Raw genomic sequence first — 15,649 nt, 5'->3', positions numbered from 1 at the left:
TCGCCGTTGCATTCCGCCAGGGTGTCCAGAATCAGGCGCCGCTCGGCGTCTTCCAGCGGCGTGACGTTCATGATGGCGTTGCCATTCAGAGCGGAAACCTCATCGTCGGCGATTTCGCGCGACGGGTTTGCGAACTCCGGCATCTGCAACAATAGCGCGGCCTGGATATCGTGCTCCGACAGAATAAAAATGCGATGCAGCATATTCTTGAGTTCGCGCACGTTGCCGGGCCAAGCATGGCGGGCCATGCACGCCAGCGCCCCGTCCGTCATGCGCTTGTTCGATTGCGCCTTGGCATTGAGCCGACCCAGAAAATGCTCGACCAGCAGCGGGATGTCATCCAGGCGTTCGCGCAGCGGCGGCATGTGGATGGGAAACACTTGTAGTCGGTAGAACAGATCTTCACGCAGCCGGCCGTCGGCGACCGCGCGGCGCGCATCGCGATTGGTCGCCGCCACCAGGCGCACGTCGATGTCGATCTCCTTGTCACCGCCGATACGCGTGAGCTTACCTGTCTCCAGCACGCGCAGCAGATTCACCTGCAGCTCCAGCGGCATCTCGGTGATCTCGTCCAGCAACAGGGTGCCGCCTTGCGCGCGCTCGAAGTAGCCCTTGTGCTGGCGGCTGGCGCCCGTGTAACCGCCGCGTTCGTGGCCGAACAGCTCGTTGCCGATCAGCTCCTGCGGCACGGCGCCGCAGTTGAGCGCCAGAAACGGAGCGTGGCTGCGCGCGCTCAAAGTATGTATGGCCTGCGCGACCAGTTCCTTGCCGGTCCCGCTCTCACCCTGCACCAGCACGGTCGCATCGGTCTGCGCGACCTTGCCGATCATCAGGTACACCCGGCGCATGGCTTTGGAATTGCCCACGAAGGCGCGAAACCGGCGGCGCTCTTCCTGTAGCGGAGGTTGTATACGCGGAACGCCGCACACTCGCGTCAGGCAGTCGTGGAACAGCTGCATATCGATTGGTTTGGTCATATAGTCGGCAATGTTGGCGCGCAATCCCTCGACCGCCGAGTCCACGCTGGGGTAGCCCGTCAGCACCACCACCTGCGTGCCGCCGCCGTTGGGAAGTTCTCTAATGAGGTCAAGCCCGCTGCCGTCGGGGAGCTGCAGGTCGATCAGCAGCAATTCGGGCAGTCCTTCGGCCAGCACCGTACGCGCATCGTGCAAGGTGGCCGCCGTGCGCGCCGAATAACCTTCCTGACGCACGTAATTCGCAAGCTCGGGACCGAACGCCGAGTCATCGTCGACTATCAGGACATCTGTCACGAGTTATATTTTCCCCCTGATCGCGGCGGTGCACGCGACACCTGCTAATCGTCGCAATTGTTGAACCTCCTTTAGTGTTATTAAAGACTCTGCTTTTGGTACTGATGCAGATATCCGGTGCCGACGAAAAAGGGACACCCGCTGCGTCGGTCAGGCTCCATAATTTAAAGTATACGTCACCCCCCATCGGCATTGAATTAAAAATTTCGACATCGAATGACAAATTACACCGCCGGCCAGGCCATTGCCGTGGAAACGCGTTTGCGAACCATGAAGTGCTGTGCCGTAACGTGGCGAAAATTGGATTACACTTTTGGCTACCTCCACGGTTCGTACCGACCTGGACCACAGCGGGCCGCGCCGAACGCGGCGCCACCGCTGGCTGGTTTGTCCCGGTCCGCGAGAGTGGGGCGCTCCCAATGACTGAATCGAAGGAAATTTGATGATCATCCGTATAATCACTGGTGTTGCGTTGACCGCGCTGCTTCCCTGGGGCTGCACTGTAGGTGGCGGCTGTGATAGTCAGGTAGACGCGCTCGTGGAGCGCGGCGAACAAGGTCCTTATCCCAATGCGCTCAAGACCGAGCTGCGGCAGCTGCGCGACGCGGCACTGGTGTTTTATCAGCGCGGTCGCGAAGCGGAGTGCGCCGCCATCGCCGACGGCATGGACGAACTGCTGGACGACGTGGCGCAAAAGATCGAGACACGGCGCGAACTGTCTCAGCGGTTAGCCTATCTGCATAGCGCCAGACCCGTGAGCAAGATAGAGAAGATTTTGAAAGCAGAGGACGTGGTCGGCGCAGAGGTGGTTAACCTCAAGGACCAGCCGCTGGGCTCGATCGAAAACATCGCCCTGAATCCCGATACTGGGCAGATCGCGTATGTGGCGATCAGCGCCGGCGGCGTGATGGGCCTGGGCGAGAAACTGGTGGCTGTACCGTGGAAGGACCTGCGCGTGCCCGCGGACCGCGAAATCTTCGTACTCGATCGCAGCCAGGCCGCGCTGGAACAGATGCGTGGCTTCGACGAGGATCGATGGCCCGCGCAGGCCGAAAAAAAGCCGCGGGACACTCAGCCCGCGGCTTCAGACACGCAAGCCGCGCCGTCGAAGCCCTGACAATCGCTAATCAAGCATCGACCCGTTACCGTTACGCTGACAACACCGGCGGCGTTATATTGGCGTATCGCCTCTGTTTCCGGCGTGGGCCAGACGCGCGCGCTCGGCGATGGCGAAACCCACCAGTAGCCAGAAGCCGCCGATCAGCAGGCCCGCGGCGATGTCGCTGGCAAAGTGCACGCTCAAGAATATGCGGCTGATGCTGATCAGAATGATCAGAGTGAGGCTCCAGAACGCCACTTCGAAGCGCTCGCGCGAATGCTTGAGATCGCGGGCCAGCAAGTAAGCGATGAAACCAAGCACGGCCATGGAGCCGGTGGCGTGCGCGCTGGGAAAAGACGGCGACAGCGCCGTCACGGACGTCGCGAACTCCGGACGCTCCATGTCGAAACCGAACTTGCCCGCCCACGTGGTGGCGTTCGCGCCGAGGATCGTCACCCACAGCGGCAGGATCAGAAATCCGCGGTGCAAGGTCCAGAGAAAACCGGTGGTGACGAACGCGACCAAGGTCAGCGCGGGCATGCCGCCAAGGTCCGTAATCCATGCGAAGACCTCGACCAGATAGGGCGTGCGGTAAGGTCCGAAGGAACCGTTGATCGCCTCGTTGAACGCCACGATCTCTTCCGCTTCCACCACGTCTTCGATCAGCCCGCCCAGCAGAAAGATCAGGTATAACGCCGCCACCACCATCAGGGTCAGCGGCAGACCTTCGAAGTGCCGCGGTGTCAGCCGCCTGACGATAAAGGCGTAAGTGCGGGGCGCACGGCGAGACAGCGCGGCGCGTAGCGGATGGGTGCGCGCCATGATCTGCGTGGCGGGAAACTGCGACACGAGTGCGACGCTCGCGCGCCCGCCCAGGCGCAGCAACCACCATGATAATCGCCATACCATGAGAATAGTCAGGACAGCGACCAGCAGGATCAATAGCGGATGACTCGGGGGGATGTCCATGCGCGCGCAGTATAAAGACTCGCGAATTGTTGTTCACTATCTCCGCGCGTGCGGACGGCGCGCAAAGCTTTATACTCATGTAAGCAGCGGTTGACGTGTCCCACGCAATCGTCGCTTCGACCTTAAGAGCACCCATGCGCGAGGATCCCCGATGCTGCTCAATGATGCCCAGATCGCTCTCAACGATGTGCTCGTGAACATCAAGGACGCCGCCGATCATTACGACGACGCCGCCGGCATGCTGGAACCGGACGCCACCGCGGCGCTGTTCCGTGAACTCGCGCAACAGCGCCGCGACATCGCCGATGAGCTCGAATCCCATATTCGGAATCTGGGGGGTCTACCGCGCAACGCGGATGGCGACCGCGAAACCGTCGCGCGCCTGCTCGCGCGGCTGAAGGCCACCTTATCGGCCGACAAACGCATCGAGCTTTTGACCGAGCGCGAACACGTCGAGGGCGGAATCGACACGATGATAGCGACAGCCCTGCGACAGGACTTGCCGGCGGACACCCGCGATTACCTGCAACAGGTGCGCGCCGATATCGAGATTGCCCGTCAGCGTCTCGCCGAGGCGAAGACACTCCCATCCTAGCCTTTCCCCTGAAACGGGAAGGAATCAGGCCCATTCCTCCCCGCTCGGGAGAGGGTTAGGGTGTGGGTGTACGATCGACCTCGGCCAGAAACGTCTCGGCTTCCCTGATTGCGGCCTCCATCTCGGCCACCAGCGCCGCCACATCGGCCTCCACCGTGGCGCGTTCGCCGCGCAACGACGCGATTGCCTGCGCGTTGAGGTCGTGCTTGAGCGCCAGCACCTGATCGCGCAACGCAGCGAGCACGGGTTCCATGCTGTCCTCGGCGCGGTACATGGCGTCCATCAGCATTTCATACCGGTCCTGTGTGGCTTCCAGGCTGCGTTCGCTGTCCGCGCGCAAATCCGGGTCACTGTATTGATCCAGCTCTGCGTACCATTCGTCGAACAGCGCCTCGGCGACACCTTCCACAGCGTCAATACGATCGCTCACCGCCTGCGCGCGCAGCTCGCTGCGCTCATATTCGGCGTTAAGCTGTCCATATTGCGTCTCCAGTTCGCCGCCGTCCACATCCACCACGCTCTGGAATGCCGCCAGCGCGGACTCGAACTGCTCCTTGGTCGCGGCTTGCGAATCCCGCGCGTCCTGCACGCGGCTAACGAGCAGGTCGCGCTTGTGAAAACCGAATTCTTCCAGCGCGTTGTAATAAGCGGTCTGGCAACCGGCCACGAACAGAATGCAAAGCACGGCCATTGCGCCGCGCCAGGAACGGGGGATCATCATGCGCGATTCAGAATTATGGTCAGGAAGTATGCACGTTTCGCCGCGTTTACAGGCGCGCTTGGCCATCGCGGCTAAATCATGGGCGACCAATCAGCGGCCACTAATCAGGGACAACCGATTGCGGCCCGGAACCGGCTGGCGTTTGTGCGCGTCATCACTGCCCTCATAAGGGGCACGTGGTGTTCATGTGGCCGCTTTCTTGTGCTCTTTCTGGGCCGCGCGCTCCACGACGGCGTTGAGGTCGAACAGGCTGATCGGTTTCTCCATGTAGGCTTCCACCTCCAGGTCACCGGTGATCGCGCGCAGCTCCGCTATCGGATGTCCAGAGACCAGAATAATCGCCGTGTGCGGCGCGGCCTGCGCCAGCGCGCGCGCGACACCCACGCCGCTGAATTCGCCCTCCAGCAACCAATCGGTTATGAGCACATCGGGCACGAACTCGTTACCGATATTGAGCGCCTGTTCGCCGTCGGAGGCGCAGCGCACCTCGAAACCCTGACTTTCGAAAAACGCCGCCAGCGCTTCCCGCGCGTGGACTTCGTCCTCGGCGATCAGCATTTTCTTCATTTCGCCCACACTGTCCTTCCAGTCTATCTGCGGCAGATTACGCATCCTTATCGCCAAGCGGCAACCGCAATATAAACTGCGTTCCCCTGCCCTTCCGGCGCCGTGCTTCGACCGTGCCGTCGTGGTCGGCGATTATGCGGTGCACCAGGCTCAGGCCCAGCCCGGAGCCACCCTGCGAGCGGCGCGTCGTGTAGAACTGGTCAAAAATATGCTGAAGCTCCGCTTCCGGAATGCCACGCCCGTCGTCGGTGACCGTCACCCGCGCGTAATCCTTCTCACGTGCAGTCTCGATCTTCACCTTCGAGCCGCCAGACTGAACGGCATTGTTAATGAGATTGACCATGGCCTGCTCCAAAGCGATCTGGTTCAGCTCGATCCGCGGCAATGCGGGCTCCAGGGCAAATTCGAGTTCCACGGTGGAATCGTGCAATACCGGTGCCACATAGTCCCGTGCGCGGAGAATGAGATTGTTCAGGTCCGCGAGACGCTTGGGCGTGAATTGATCGGCCTTGGCAAACTGCAAAACGTTACGGGTAATGGCCCCGCCGCGACGCGCCTCCTTGATGATCGTATCCAGCAGTCTGGGCAGCTTCTCGCGGGCACGCTCGTTTTGCAGCGACACGATTCCTAGTTCGGCGTTCATGAGAATGGAGTTCAGCGGGTTGTTGACCTCGTGCGCGATGCCGGCCGCCAAGGTCCCCAGCGACGCCAGTCGTTCGGCCTGGCGCACCCGATCCTCGGCCTCGGCCAACGCCTGCCGGCGTTGAGCTTCCCCGTGACCGATCTCCAATGCTTTTCGTCGCAACACACCGCCCAGCAGATCCGCGACCGATTGCAGGAAGTTCGTGTCGTAGACCAGAAATTTCCGCCGCCGGTGATCGTGTACACAGAGCACCCCCCACAGCCCGCCATCCGCTTTTACCGCCACACTCAGACCGCGCACCATACCCTCGCGGCGCAGGTGGGATGGATACGCAAAGCGAGTCTCAGCCGTTGCGTCTTCGATGACGACAAGAAGTTCGCTGGTCAGAGTGTAACCGAATAAATTACCGGCATCGGCGGGTACGGCCTGCGTTTTCGTATCAATGGCCACGTCAGTCGAGGTGGCTGCCAGCACCAGCTCATTGCGCTCCGCGTGCAGCCGCCATACCTCGCAGCGCGCGCCTTCCAGCACCTCGCACAGACAGGTGACGACCTGTCGCAGAACCGCGGCGATGTCGCTTTCGCCGAAGGCGAACAGGGCGAGCCGGGAAAGCGCGGACTGCTGGGCCTTCCACAAATCGATCTGCCGCTTGCGCTCGGTCACATCGGTGAACACACCGACCGCGCCGCACAGCGCGCCCTCCTCGTCTTTTACCGGCCACGCCGAAAGTTCAATGTCGCGCACGGCGCCGTCGGCGCGCTGCACCCGCAAACCCTCGTGCCGCAGGGGTTCGCCAGTTTCGAGCACTCTTTGCAGCGAAAACTCCGCGCTCGCCACGGTGCTGTCATCGCGTAACAGTTTGAACGGGGGTGGCCTCCCGCGGCCGGAGATTTCAGCGCCTTCGGTCACTCCCAGAATTTCGGCGCCCATCCTGTTCGTGCGTACCTGCCCCGACTTCGCGTCGGCGCAGATCAGCACGCCCACAGGCAACACGGAGAGCATCGCCTCCAGCTCGCCGGCGCGCCGCGCCCGCGCCTCGGTCAACGCTTCGATATCCGCGCGTGCCCGCGTGAGGCTGGTAATGTCGATGAACGTCATCACCACGCCGTCGATGTGGCCATCCAGCGTCTGGTAGGGCAGGATGCGCAGCACGTATTCGCCATCGGCGGTGTGCACACTGCGCTCCACCGGCTCGAGGGTGTCGAGCACGCGCTTAAAGTCAGTCTCTAAGTCCGTGTAGTCATGCCTGGCGCGAATATCCGTAATCGAGCGTCCGGTATCCGATGCCCGCAGGTTATAAAGATCGCTCATGCGCGGCGTGAGGCTGCGGATGTGAAGGTCCTTGTCCAGAAACATCATCGCAATCTGCGTGTTGTCGAAAAGATTCTTGATGTCGCTGTTGGCGCGCGAGAGATGGTCGTTGTTGCGCCGCAGTTCCTCGTTGGCGAAGCTCAGTTCCTCGTTCACCGATTGCAGCTCTTCTTTCGAGGTGTCCAGCTCCTCGGCGGCGGACTGCAGCTCCTCGTTGGTGGACATCAGCTCTTCGTTGGCCGATTTCAGCGCCTCGTTAGAAGATTCCATATCTTCAGTAGTATCCCGCAGATGGCGCCGCGTGCTCTCCAACTCCGACTCAAGTTGCTGGACCAGCGATTGTTACTGTTCCACCGCCGGCGGCTCGGGCGGCTTTGCCCGCGGCACTTCCCCGCCCCGCGGGTCACCGGACTCGAAAATCACCGCGTAATAATCGGCCCGCTGTTCAAGGCGCGGGATCGGACGCACGCGCAGGCGGATGATTTCGTATTCGCCGTTGGTTCTCACGTGGACGTCTTCGCGCACCACCGGCTGCTGAGTACGCGCCGCATCATCGAGCGCCTGGCGGAGCTGGTTTTTGAGCCCGTGGCGGGCCATGTTCAGTACCGCGTTATCCGGCGCGCCGGACGGCGGCTGCAGATATTGCCCGGTGTTGCCCGCAAAATAGACCGCTTCATAGCGGCTATCGACCACTACACAGGATGGCGCGTACTGCTCCAGCAGATAGCGCTCCGCCTGGCGGCTGACACTGTTTTCGCGGTTACGCTGACGCTCCTCGCTGCCGGTTTCGCGCGCATTGGTCGAATCGCCGTAACTACCCAGCGGAAAATCGAACCGGGGTGCCACGGATAAGTCTCGGCGACGGAACAGGCGTTGCTTGTGGTCGATGGGTTCGAACAGATGCTCAAAGCGCGTGACGGTCTCGGAAGGTCCCAGCAGCAGCACGCCGCCGGGTCGCAGCGCGTAGTGGAAAATGGGGATCAGGCGCTGTTGCAGGGTGTGGGTCATGTAGATGAGTACATTACGACAGGAAATCATGTCCAGCCGCGAAAACGGCGGATCCCTGATGAGGTCGTGTTTCGAGAAGATGCACGCCTCGCGCACGCGCTTGACGACCCGATAGCCATGGCCGTGCTTGCGGAAGTAATGCTCGAGCTGCTCGCCGGTCAGGTGCGCGGTAATCGACTCCGGATAAATGGCGGCGCGGGCGGCGTCCAGCGCCTTGCTATCGATATCGGTGGCGAACACCTGCGGGCTGAGATCGTGATCGCCGCGGCCTATTTCGCGCAGGAACAGGATGGCCAGTGAATAGGCCTCCTCGCCGCTGGCGCAACCGGGCACCCAGACGCGCACGTTTTCACCCGCGCTCTTGTGTGCGCAAAGCTCCGGCACAACCTTGCTTTCAAGCGCCTCGAAGACCTCATCGTCGCGCATGAACTGAGTCACGCCGATCAGCATGTCGCTGAACAGCCGCCCGATCTCATCGGGCGATTCGCGCAAGAGCTCGACGTATTGGTCCGGCGAGGACTTTTGGGTGACCTGGATGCGTCGCTCGATGCGGCGGAGGATGGTGGTTTCCTTGTAGTGGCTGAAGTCGTGCCAGGTGTGTGACCGCAGCATGGCCAGAATGCGGCCAAGCTGTTCACGGCCATTGCCGCGCAGCCGCTCGATCACCCTCTCGTTATCGACCCGGCCGATGTGCGCCGCGTATTCGCGCAGGGAAGCCGGCATCTCCTCCACCGGCAGGTGGTAGTCGCCGAGTCCGGTGGCGTGGGCGCTGTGCGGCATGTCCCCATAGCGAGCCTCGGTCTGGGTCATGGTGATGCCGCCCAGTTCCTTGATCGCGCACAGCCCCCGCGTGCCGTCCGTGCCGGTGCCGGACAGCACGATGCAGATCGCATTGCGACCCTGCGCCGCGGCCAGCGAGGAGAAAAACTCGTCGATGAGGTGGCGATGCTCGCGCGGGGGGGCGGGTGCGGTGACATGCAACACGCCCTCGCGGATGGTGAGGACGTTATCCGGCTGGATGACGTAAACAGTGTTCGGCTCGACCCGCATGCCATCGCGCGCCGGATGTATGGCCATTTCCGTGTGCCCCGCGAGCAGTTCCGCCACACGGCTTTCGCGGTCCGGCGCGAGATGCATCACCAGCACGAAAGCCATTCCGCTATCCGGCGGCATGTTGTCGAAAAAACTGCTAAAGGCTTCGAGCCCGCCTGCCGAGGCGCCCAGACCCACGATAGGGAAACCCGTGCCAGCGGGTGTTACGTCGTTCGCTTCCGGCTGCCCTTTGTCATCGTGGGTTTCGGACTTATCGCGAGTTACCGGGCTGTGGCGGGATTCGGCGTGTTCGGGGTCAGGCAAGTTGTTCTCCCGGTGAGGGGCCCCTCTTGGTTATTGCGCCAGCGCGACTTCGCGCTGGGACTACGCAGCGCCTTTCACATAAATTCACGAGCTTAAAGTCTAACACCGGAATAGCCTATACTCAGGGTGGCAGGACCAAAACCCGCGGCACATTAGTTGCCGCGGCGTGCGTACCAGAAAAAACCGGAGAACAGGCATGGGATATAACGTTTTCTACATAATCGGTGTCATTTTGTGGTCGTAATCGCGGTGCTGGCTTTCGCGGGTATTGTATAGAGTCCGGATGATGGGCGGGCCGCGGGGCAACGATATCCGCCATTCGCCGCACTGGGTTTCGGGTTCGTAACGCCAAGGAGGCTGCTTCACTCATCGAGCCTGTTGCCTATAGATGCAGCCGTTGTCGGTTAGTGCATCCCGTTGTTTTGTACAACTGAGCCGTTCTCGGATTACGTTCTCCGGCGCCTTGCCTCATGCTCAGATCTATTGCGCTCTCAGCCACGTTGTTGTTCGCGGCCGGCGCAAGCGCGGACGATCCTGGTGATGATTATGGGCGAGGCTACGCACAGGGCCTGCTCGACGCACGCTTCAAAAGTACTCCCGTAAAGGTGCTGACCGTCATGGGCGGCAACGCGATACTGCGCGCCCAGGAGTGCGTACAACCAAGACAGCGCCAGGCGCTTGAACAAGCGCTGACCGGCTTGGCGAACATCGCGCGAGTAAAGTGGCGCGGGCCGCCCTGCACTGCCGTGCAGGCGTCTAAAAGAAGTGAAACACCCGCACCGATCGTCAGTGACGAGGTCGCGCTGCCGGCGGGTGAACTGTTCCCGGCGTTGATGGCCGATTCGCGCCAGCCGCGTTTCGCCGCCCACTATCAGGCGCATTACATCCCCGGCGGGAATTTCAATGCGGGCCTGGCCTCAATCGGGGACTCTTTCGCGCTGGCGAGAACGGCTACGCGCGCGGGCCGTTTCGAGATCGGCATACAGGCCGGCATTTTCTCGCTGTTCAACCTGGACACCGCATCTCTGAACCTGATCAACACCGCCTTCGTAATCGGCTTTCCGGCGAGCTACAGACGCGGCGCGCTCTCCGCGCGCGGCCGGGTCTATCACCAGAGCTCGCATCTGGGCCACGAATTCCTGCTCGGCAATCCGGGGGTCGAGCGCATCAATTTGAGCTACGAGGATGCGGAGCTGCTGCTCGCCTACGAGCTGCGCGGCATACGCATATATGGCGGCGGGGGCTATATTTTTTCGGCCAACCCGGGCCTCGACCCCGCGCACTGGCACGCTGGACTGGAAACCCGCTGGCCAGGTGCGCTCGGCGAACTCGATTTGGTCGGCGCCGCCGACTTTCAGGGCTTCGAGCAGCAGGACTGGGAAGTCAATCAGTCCTATCTGCTGGGATTGGCATGGCGGCGGAACGGCGGGCGCGAGTTGCGGCTGATGCTGGAACGCTTCAACGGCTTCTCACCGAACGGCCAGTTTTTCGATACGCCATTGAGCTTCTGGGGCCTGGGCGTGTTTTTCGATCTCTAGCGGTCGATCTACAGAGAATACGCGCACACGGCGGGATTATTATGCTCCGCAGGGTGTCTATCCAGGAAATTTTTATGCACTCAAAAAAATGAGCCGGTTGTTTTGGCAACCGGCCCAACATGACGGTCCAAGGGGGGAGGGGACGACCGTCATCGGAGGCGTATAGATCTCCGCAATGCACATTGTGATGGTGAGGATGGCTAGTCGGTCGCATCCTCCGCGCGGTCGCCGGCCTCTTCGGCGGCCTCGTCGATCTCTTCACCCGCGTCTTCCATGTCCTGCGCGCAACCGGCGATTACTAGCGTAATCAACATGGCCAACGCGGCAGGTAGTATCATGTTTCGCATGTACATCGCTTCAGTGGCCGGACAGAAATCCTGGTTCAACTTGTAACTCTGTTGGCAGCAATATCCGTTCCACATCGCTTGACGCAATAAATCAGTTAAAAATACGGCGAACCACGGGCAACCCGATGGTGAGTCAAACGTCATACCGGTAACTTTTACAAAAAGCTTGAAAATATTGCTCAGCAACCCCCGCGGCTAGCGGACGTCGAAGCTTCCCTGCGCCGGCTGCCCTGCCGACGCGGGGGCTGCGTGCGCGACCTCCACCGCGGTTACTTCTGCGTTAGGCGGGCCCTGCCACAGCCAGCGCTCCAGCGCCTCCACGGCACCGCTCGCGCCGCGCGCATGCACTTCGACCCGGCCGTCATGCAGGTTTTTGACATAACCAGCGAGTCCCAGCCTACGGGCCTGCTCCTGCGTGGCGGCGCGGAAGAACACGCCCTGCACTGTGCCGCTCACGACAAACCGTACGCTCTTGCCGGCGCCGGAATTCATTTCACTAGGCGCGCGACCAGTCGGGATCCCGGGCAGCCGCGGCATCGATGGCAATCACTCGATGGATTCATCGCCCGCCGCCCGCATCAGCGTCCGCTGGCGCGCTTCCAGGGCGTGCGTTTTCGCCCAGTTGGCGTGTTCCCGCGCATCCTGATAATTGCCGTTTTCCAGCGCCGACTCCGCGTGGAGAATATGCGCCTGCGCCTTGACGTAGGCGCTGCGCGCCCGCTGGTCAGCGTGCACGGCGCGGGCCGCCTGTATGGCCTGGCGCGCGTTGCTCATTTCCTGCACGGGCGGCGTGGACGCGCAGCCCATAGCCAGCAACGGCATGAGCAACAGCAGGTAGCGGCGCATGCGGCCGACACGCTCACGCATCTACGTGCGCCATCGATGCGGTATATTCTGAAACAGACCTGCTCATCTCAAGCATCTCGCGGACTCGAACCTGCGCAATGACGAACGGGGGGATGCGTTATCCCCGCCGCTAGGGATAGCGCAAAATTATTGCCAACATCAGCACGGCATTATCTATGATTATTTCGATACGACCAAGCCTTGTGCGCGGCGCGGCGCAATGAACGACGTGCTGGTGCTTTATTACAGCCGGCACGGAGCCACCGCCGACATGGCGCGGCGCGTCGCGCGCGGCGTGGAATCAATCGCGGACATGCGCGCGCGGCTGCGCACCGTACCTGCGGTATCCTCGGTGTCAGAAGCAGTAGACGATGATGTCCCCCCCGCTGGCCCGCCTTACGCCACGCTTGACGACTTGAGTCAGTGCGCCGGCCTGGCGCTGGGTTCCCCCACGCGCTTCGGCAACATGGCCGCGCCGCTAAAGTATTTTCTGGATCAGACCAGCGCACAATGGCTTTCGGGTGCGCTGGTGGACAAACCGGCCGGCGTGTTCACATCCACGGCCAGCCCGCACGGCGGTCAGGAGAGCACCTTGCTGTCGATGATGCTGCCGCTGATGCACCACGGCATGCTGATCGTGGGCCTGCCCTATACCGAATCCGCGCTGTTCAGCACGCGGGGCGGCGGCACGCCTTATGGTCCTAGCCACACCGCGGGCGCCGATAATGACGCGCCCTTGAGCGCCGAGGAGAAGGATTTGTGTGCGGCGCTGGGCGCGCGCATCGCGCGCGTAGCCAAAGCGATGAAGTCAGCGCAATTAGATTGACCGCAAGCAAGAGTAGTAGGCTGAGATGGCAATCCCGGTATGCGCGCGCTGGGTTACGCGCAGCTCAACCCAGCCTACGATGCTGAACCGGTTACAAGTGCAGCACCGACTTGATGAACGGAATGGTTACACGCCGTTGCGCGGCGAGCGATGCCCGGTCCAGCCGCGCCAGCGCTGCAAACAGTGAGGGCAAATCGCGCCGGCAGTTGTTCAACAGAAAGCGTCCCGCGTCGTCTTTCAATTCAAGCCCGCACTCCTTCGCCCGCGCCTTGAGCGCATCCAGCTTGCCCGCGTCATCCAGCGGCTTTAAGTGAAACACCGGCCCCCATAACAGCCGCGAACGCAGATCCCGCAGGTCCGGCGTCAGGTGCGCCGGATTATCGCGCGACGCCAGCACCAGACAATGGCCGGCGTTGAGCGTCGTATTGATGGCGTTGAATAGCGCGTGTTCCCATGCCGCATGCCCGACGGTCACATCGATATCGTCGATACAAACGGCCTCGATATCGAACAGGTCGTCCAGCACGTCCGCCTGCGCCGCGTCGAACTGTGCGAGCGGAAGGTATACGCTGGAGCGGCGCTGAAGGCTCGCCCGGTGACAGACCGCCTGCAGTAAATGGCTCTTGCCGGTAGCGGGCCCGCCCCATACGTACGCCTGCCGGGGCGGATCGCGCGCTTCGGCCAGGGCGCTGATGGCGTGTACGGCGTCCTGATTGGTGTCGGCGTGGTAGGCGGCGAAAGTCGCGCCTTCGCGCAGCCTTATGTTCAGTGCAAGCTGATGTCTCACCGCGCGTCGTCGGGCTCGTACAAGTCGCTTTCGATATATCGCTCACGGGCGTAGCGTGCGAGCACCGCCAGCACGGAGGCCACCGGCAGCGCCAGCAGCACGCCGAAGAAGCCGAACAGTTGCCCGCCGGCCAGCACCGCGAAGATAACCATCACCGGATGGATGCCAATGCGATCGCCCACCAGCCAGGGCGTGAGCACCATCCCTTCCAGAGTCTGACCGGCGCTGAATACCACCGCGACCCACAGCACTTGCAGCACGTCTCCGGTCTGGAACAGTATCGCGACCGCCGCGAGCACGAAGCCAACGATCACACCCAGATACGGCACGAAGCTCACCAGCCCCGCAACCAGGCCGATCAGCAAGGCGAAATTCAGTCCAATCAGCCACAGCCCGCTCGAATAAATGGTGCCCAACGCCAACATCACGAGCAACTGGCCGCGCAGAAACGCCCCCAGCATGTCGTTCGACTCGCGCGTGAGGCGACTGACCGTCGGTTCGACATTGCGCGGCAGCAGCGTGTTGACGGCGGTAATGATACGATCCCAGTCCCGCAACAGGTAAAAAACCACTACCGGGATCAGCAGCAGATTGAGCACCCAGCCGACCAGCACCATGCCGGACTGTGTGATATAGCCCAGCACATTGGCCGCGGTACTGCCCGCCGCGCGGAAATTATCGGACAGCGTGCTTTTTAGCCCCGCCAGGTCGATTGTGGAAATACTGACGTCCAGCCGTCGCTCCAGCCACGGGATAAGCACAGTATTTATCCAGTCCAGATAGCCGGGCGTGGCGTCGGCGAGCGCGGTGATCTGCTTGCCGATCACCGGCACCAGCACGATAATTATCACTGCCAGCAGCACCAGAAAACCCGCGAACACCACCACCACCGCCATGGTGCGCGGCAGACCCAGACGCTGCAGCCAGTCCACCAGCGGGTCGCCCAGATAAGCCAGCAGCGCCGAGATCAGAAACGGCGTGAGGATGGGCGACAGAATATACAAGAGCCAGACGCACAACAAAAAAAAGGCGAGCATCAGCCAGGTGCGCGATTCCGACATAATCATGGCCGCGCCTCGCGTGCGAGCCGGCTCCACTCCAGCACGTAGTGCAAGCCGCTGGCTACAGTGGTGGCGAATACGATAAACATGAGGGCGTCCGCTATCAGATCGGTCATGACGAGAAACTGGTCGGCAATCACCGCCACCGCCAGCATAATCTGCGCTACTGTATTGATCTTGCTGATCCAGGTGGGACGCATCTCTAGTCGGTGCGTCACAAAGTGATAAGCCAGCGCGCCAGCCACGATAACCAGATCACGCAGTATAACCGCCGCTACCAGCCAGGCCGGCAGTAACCCCAGCCAGCCCAGGGTGAGATACGTGCAGACCAGCATGGTCTTGTCGGACAGCGGGTCCAGAAACTGTCCGAGCCGGCTCTCCCAGTGGAAACGCTTGGCGAGGAACCCGTCCACCGCATCGGACGCACCCATCACCGCGAACAGGCTCAAGGCCGCGGCGTAATGTCCGCCGACAAGCAGGCCCATCAGCGGCACCACGAGCAGAAACCGCAACACCGTGATTAGATTCGGAAGATATCGTACCTTCACGACTGTTTGGGTCCGCATGTGCGGCGCTGGCCCGCGTTCACTGGAGCATTCGGAAATGCAGCGCCGGCACGCGTTCGGGGACGTCCACAGATTTGCCCCCGTGCGCAGGTTTATCCCTGAGTGTCCTCTGGGCAAGCACCGGCCGCGGCGCTGCTT

Annotated in this window: 16 protein-coding genes; 4 read left to right on the top strand and 12 right to left on the bottom strand. The window is 61.8% G+C overall.

The window, feature by feature from the left end:
• The coding region (locus tag H0V34_04835) for a sigma-54-dependent Fis family transcriptional regulator (GenBank protein MBA2491049.1) at positions 1 to 1,271 on the bottom strand (1,271 nt) is incomplete at its 3' end.
• Positions 1,272 to 1,713: 442 nt separating this feature from the next.
• Here H0V34_04835 and H0V34_04830 point away from each other — a divergent pair.
• Positions 1,714 to 2,388: a PRC-barrel domain-containing protein gene (locus H0V34_04830; GenBank protein MBA2491048.1), complete on the top strand. Its 675-nt coding sequence runs from the start codon at positions 1,714 to 1,716 to the stop codon at positions 2,386 to 2,388.
• A 54-nt stretch (positions 2,389 to 2,442) separates the two neighbouring features.
• Here H0V34_04830 and H0V34_04825 read toward each other — a convergent pair whose 3' ends face one another.
• On the bottom strand, positions 2,443 to 3,339 hold the full coding sequence (locus H0V34_04825; protein MBA2491047.1) for a phosphatase PAP2 family protein: 897 nt from the start codon (positions 3,337 to 3,339) through the stop codon (positions 2,443 to 2,445).
• 151 nt (positions 3,340 to 3,490) lie between these two features.
• Between H0V34_04825 and H0V34_04820 the strand changes: the two genes are divergently transcribed.
• The gene (locus tag H0V34_04820) at positions 3,491 to 3,934 is read left to right on the top strand and encodes a PA2169 family four-helix-bundle protein (protein ID MBA2491046.1); all 444 of its coding nucleotides are present in this window, start codon (positions 3,491 to 3,493) and stop codon (positions 3,932 to 3,934) included.
• A 55-nt stretch (positions 3,935 to 3,989) separates the two neighbouring features.
• Here H0V34_04820 and H0V34_04815 read toward each other — a convergent pair whose 3' ends face one another.
• The 4 genes from H0V34_04815 to H0V34_04800 form a co-directional block, all read right to left on the bottom strand.
• Positions 3,990 to 4,652: a DUF2959 domain-containing protein gene (locus tag H0V34_04815; GenBank protein MBA2491045.1), complete on the bottom strand. Its 663-nt coding sequence runs from the start codon at positions 4,650 to 4,652 to the stop codon at positions 3,990 to 3,992.
• A 186-nt stretch (positions 4,653 to 4,838) separates the two neighbouring features.
• Positions 4,839 to 5,267: a response regulator gene (locus tag H0V34_04810; GenBank protein MBA2491044.1), complete on the bottom strand. Its 429-nt coding sequence runs from the start codon at positions 5,265 to 5,267 to the stop codon at positions 4,839 to 4,841.
• The gene (locus H0V34_04805) at positions 5,260 to 7,446 is read right to left on the bottom strand and encodes a PAS domain-containing protein (protein ID MBA2491043.1); all 2,187 of its coding nucleotides are present in this window, start codon (positions 7,444 to 7,446) and stop codon (positions 5,260 to 5,262) included. Before H0V34_04805 ends, H0V34_04810 begins: the two co-directional genes overlap by 8 nt.
• Positions 7,447 to 7,518: 72 nt before the next feature.
• Positions 7,519 to 9,540, bottom strand: coding sequence for a hypothetical protein (locus H0V34_04800; protein MBA2491042.1), 2,022 nt, complete (start codon positions 9,538 to 9,540; stop codon positions 7,519 to 7,521).
• A gap of 470 nt (positions 9,541 to 10,010) precedes the next feature.
• Here H0V34_04800 and H0V34_04795 point away from each other — a divergent pair, with 470 nt between their 5' ends.
• Complete coding sequence (locus H0V34_04795; protein MBA2491041.1) at positions 10,011 to 11,078, top strand: DUF1207 domain-containing protein; 1,068 nt, start codon at positions 10,011 to 10,013, stop codon at positions 11,076 to 11,078.
• A 200-nt stretch (positions 11,079 to 11,278) separates the two neighbouring features.
• On the opposite strand, the gene H0V34_04790 is transcribed toward H0V34_04795, so the two are convergent.
• From H0V34_04790 to H0V34_04780, 3 genes are read right to left on the bottom strand one after another with little or no spacing between them, the layout of a single operon-like run.
• Positions 11,279 to 11,611: a hypothetical protein gene (locus H0V34_04790; protein MBA2491040.1), complete on the bottom strand. Its 333-nt coding sequence runs from the start codon at positions 11,609 to 11,611 to the stop codon at positions 11,279 to 11,281.
• A 9-nt stretch (positions 11,612 to 11,620) separates the two neighbouring features.
• Positions 11,621 to 11,917 (bottom strand): acylphosphatase, encoded by a 297-nt coding sequence (locus H0V34_04785; GenBank protein MBA2491039.1) that lies wholly within the window; start codon positions 11,915 to 11,917, stop codon positions 11,621 to 11,623.
• A 54-nt stretch (positions 11,918 to 11,971) separates the two neighbouring features.
• A complete protein-coding gene (locus H0V34_04780; protein ID MBA2491038.1) occupies positions 11,972 to 12,292 on the bottom strand; it encodes a DUF4398 domain-containing protein in 321 nt (106 codons plus the stop codon).
• A 199-nt stretch (positions 12,293 to 12,491) separates the two neighbouring features.
• Here H0V34_04780 and wrbA point away from each other — a divergent pair, with 199 nt between their 5' ends.
• Positions 12,492 to 13,097 carry an NAD(P)H:quinone oxidoreductase gene (gene wrbA, locus H0V34_04775; protein ID MBA2491037.1) on the top strand — a complete coding sequence of 202 codons (606 nt, stop codon included), beginning with the start codon at positions 12,492 to 12,494 and terminating at the stop codon, positions 13,095 to 13,097.
• A 91-nt stretch (positions 13,098 to 13,188) separates the two neighbouring features.
• Here the strand turns inward: wrbA and hda are convergent, their stop codons facing one another.
• The 3 genes from hda to H0V34_04760 are packed head-to-tail and all read right to left on the bottom strand — an operon-like array spanning position 13,189 to position 15,493.
• A complete protein-coding gene (gene hda, locus H0V34_04770; protein ID MBA2491036.1) occupies positions 13,189 to 13,884 on the bottom strand; it encodes a DnaA regulatory inactivator Hda in 696 nt (231 codons plus the stop codon).
• Positions 13,881 to 14,951 carry an AI-2E family transporter gene (locus tag H0V34_04765; GenBank protein ID MBA2491035.1) on the bottom strand — a complete coding sequence of 357 codons (1,071 nt, stop codon included), beginning with the start codon at positions 14,949 to 14,951 and terminating at the stop codon, positions 13,881 to 13,883. The genes hda and H0V34_04765 overlap by 4 nt, the downstream gene beginning before the upstream one ends.
• Positions 14,948 to 15,493, bottom strand: a complete 546-nt coding sequence (locus H0V34_04760) for a CDP-alcohol phosphatidyltransferase family protein (protein MBA2491034.1) — start codon at positions 15,491 to 15,493, stop codon at positions 14,948 to 14,950. The genes H0V34_04765 and H0V34_04760 overlap by 4 nt, the downstream gene beginning before the upstream one ends.
• Between the last annotated feature and the right edge of the window lie 156 nt (positions 15,494 to 15,649).

It is taken from the genome of Gammaproteobacteria bacterium (genome assembly GCA_013696315.1).
In the GTDB taxonomy this organism is placed as follows: Bacteria; Pseudomonadota; Gammaproteobacteria; order JACCYU01; family JACCYU01; genus JACCYU01.
Note: the sequence above shows the minus strand (reverse complement) of the source record. Positions and strands in the feature narration are given on the sequence as shown.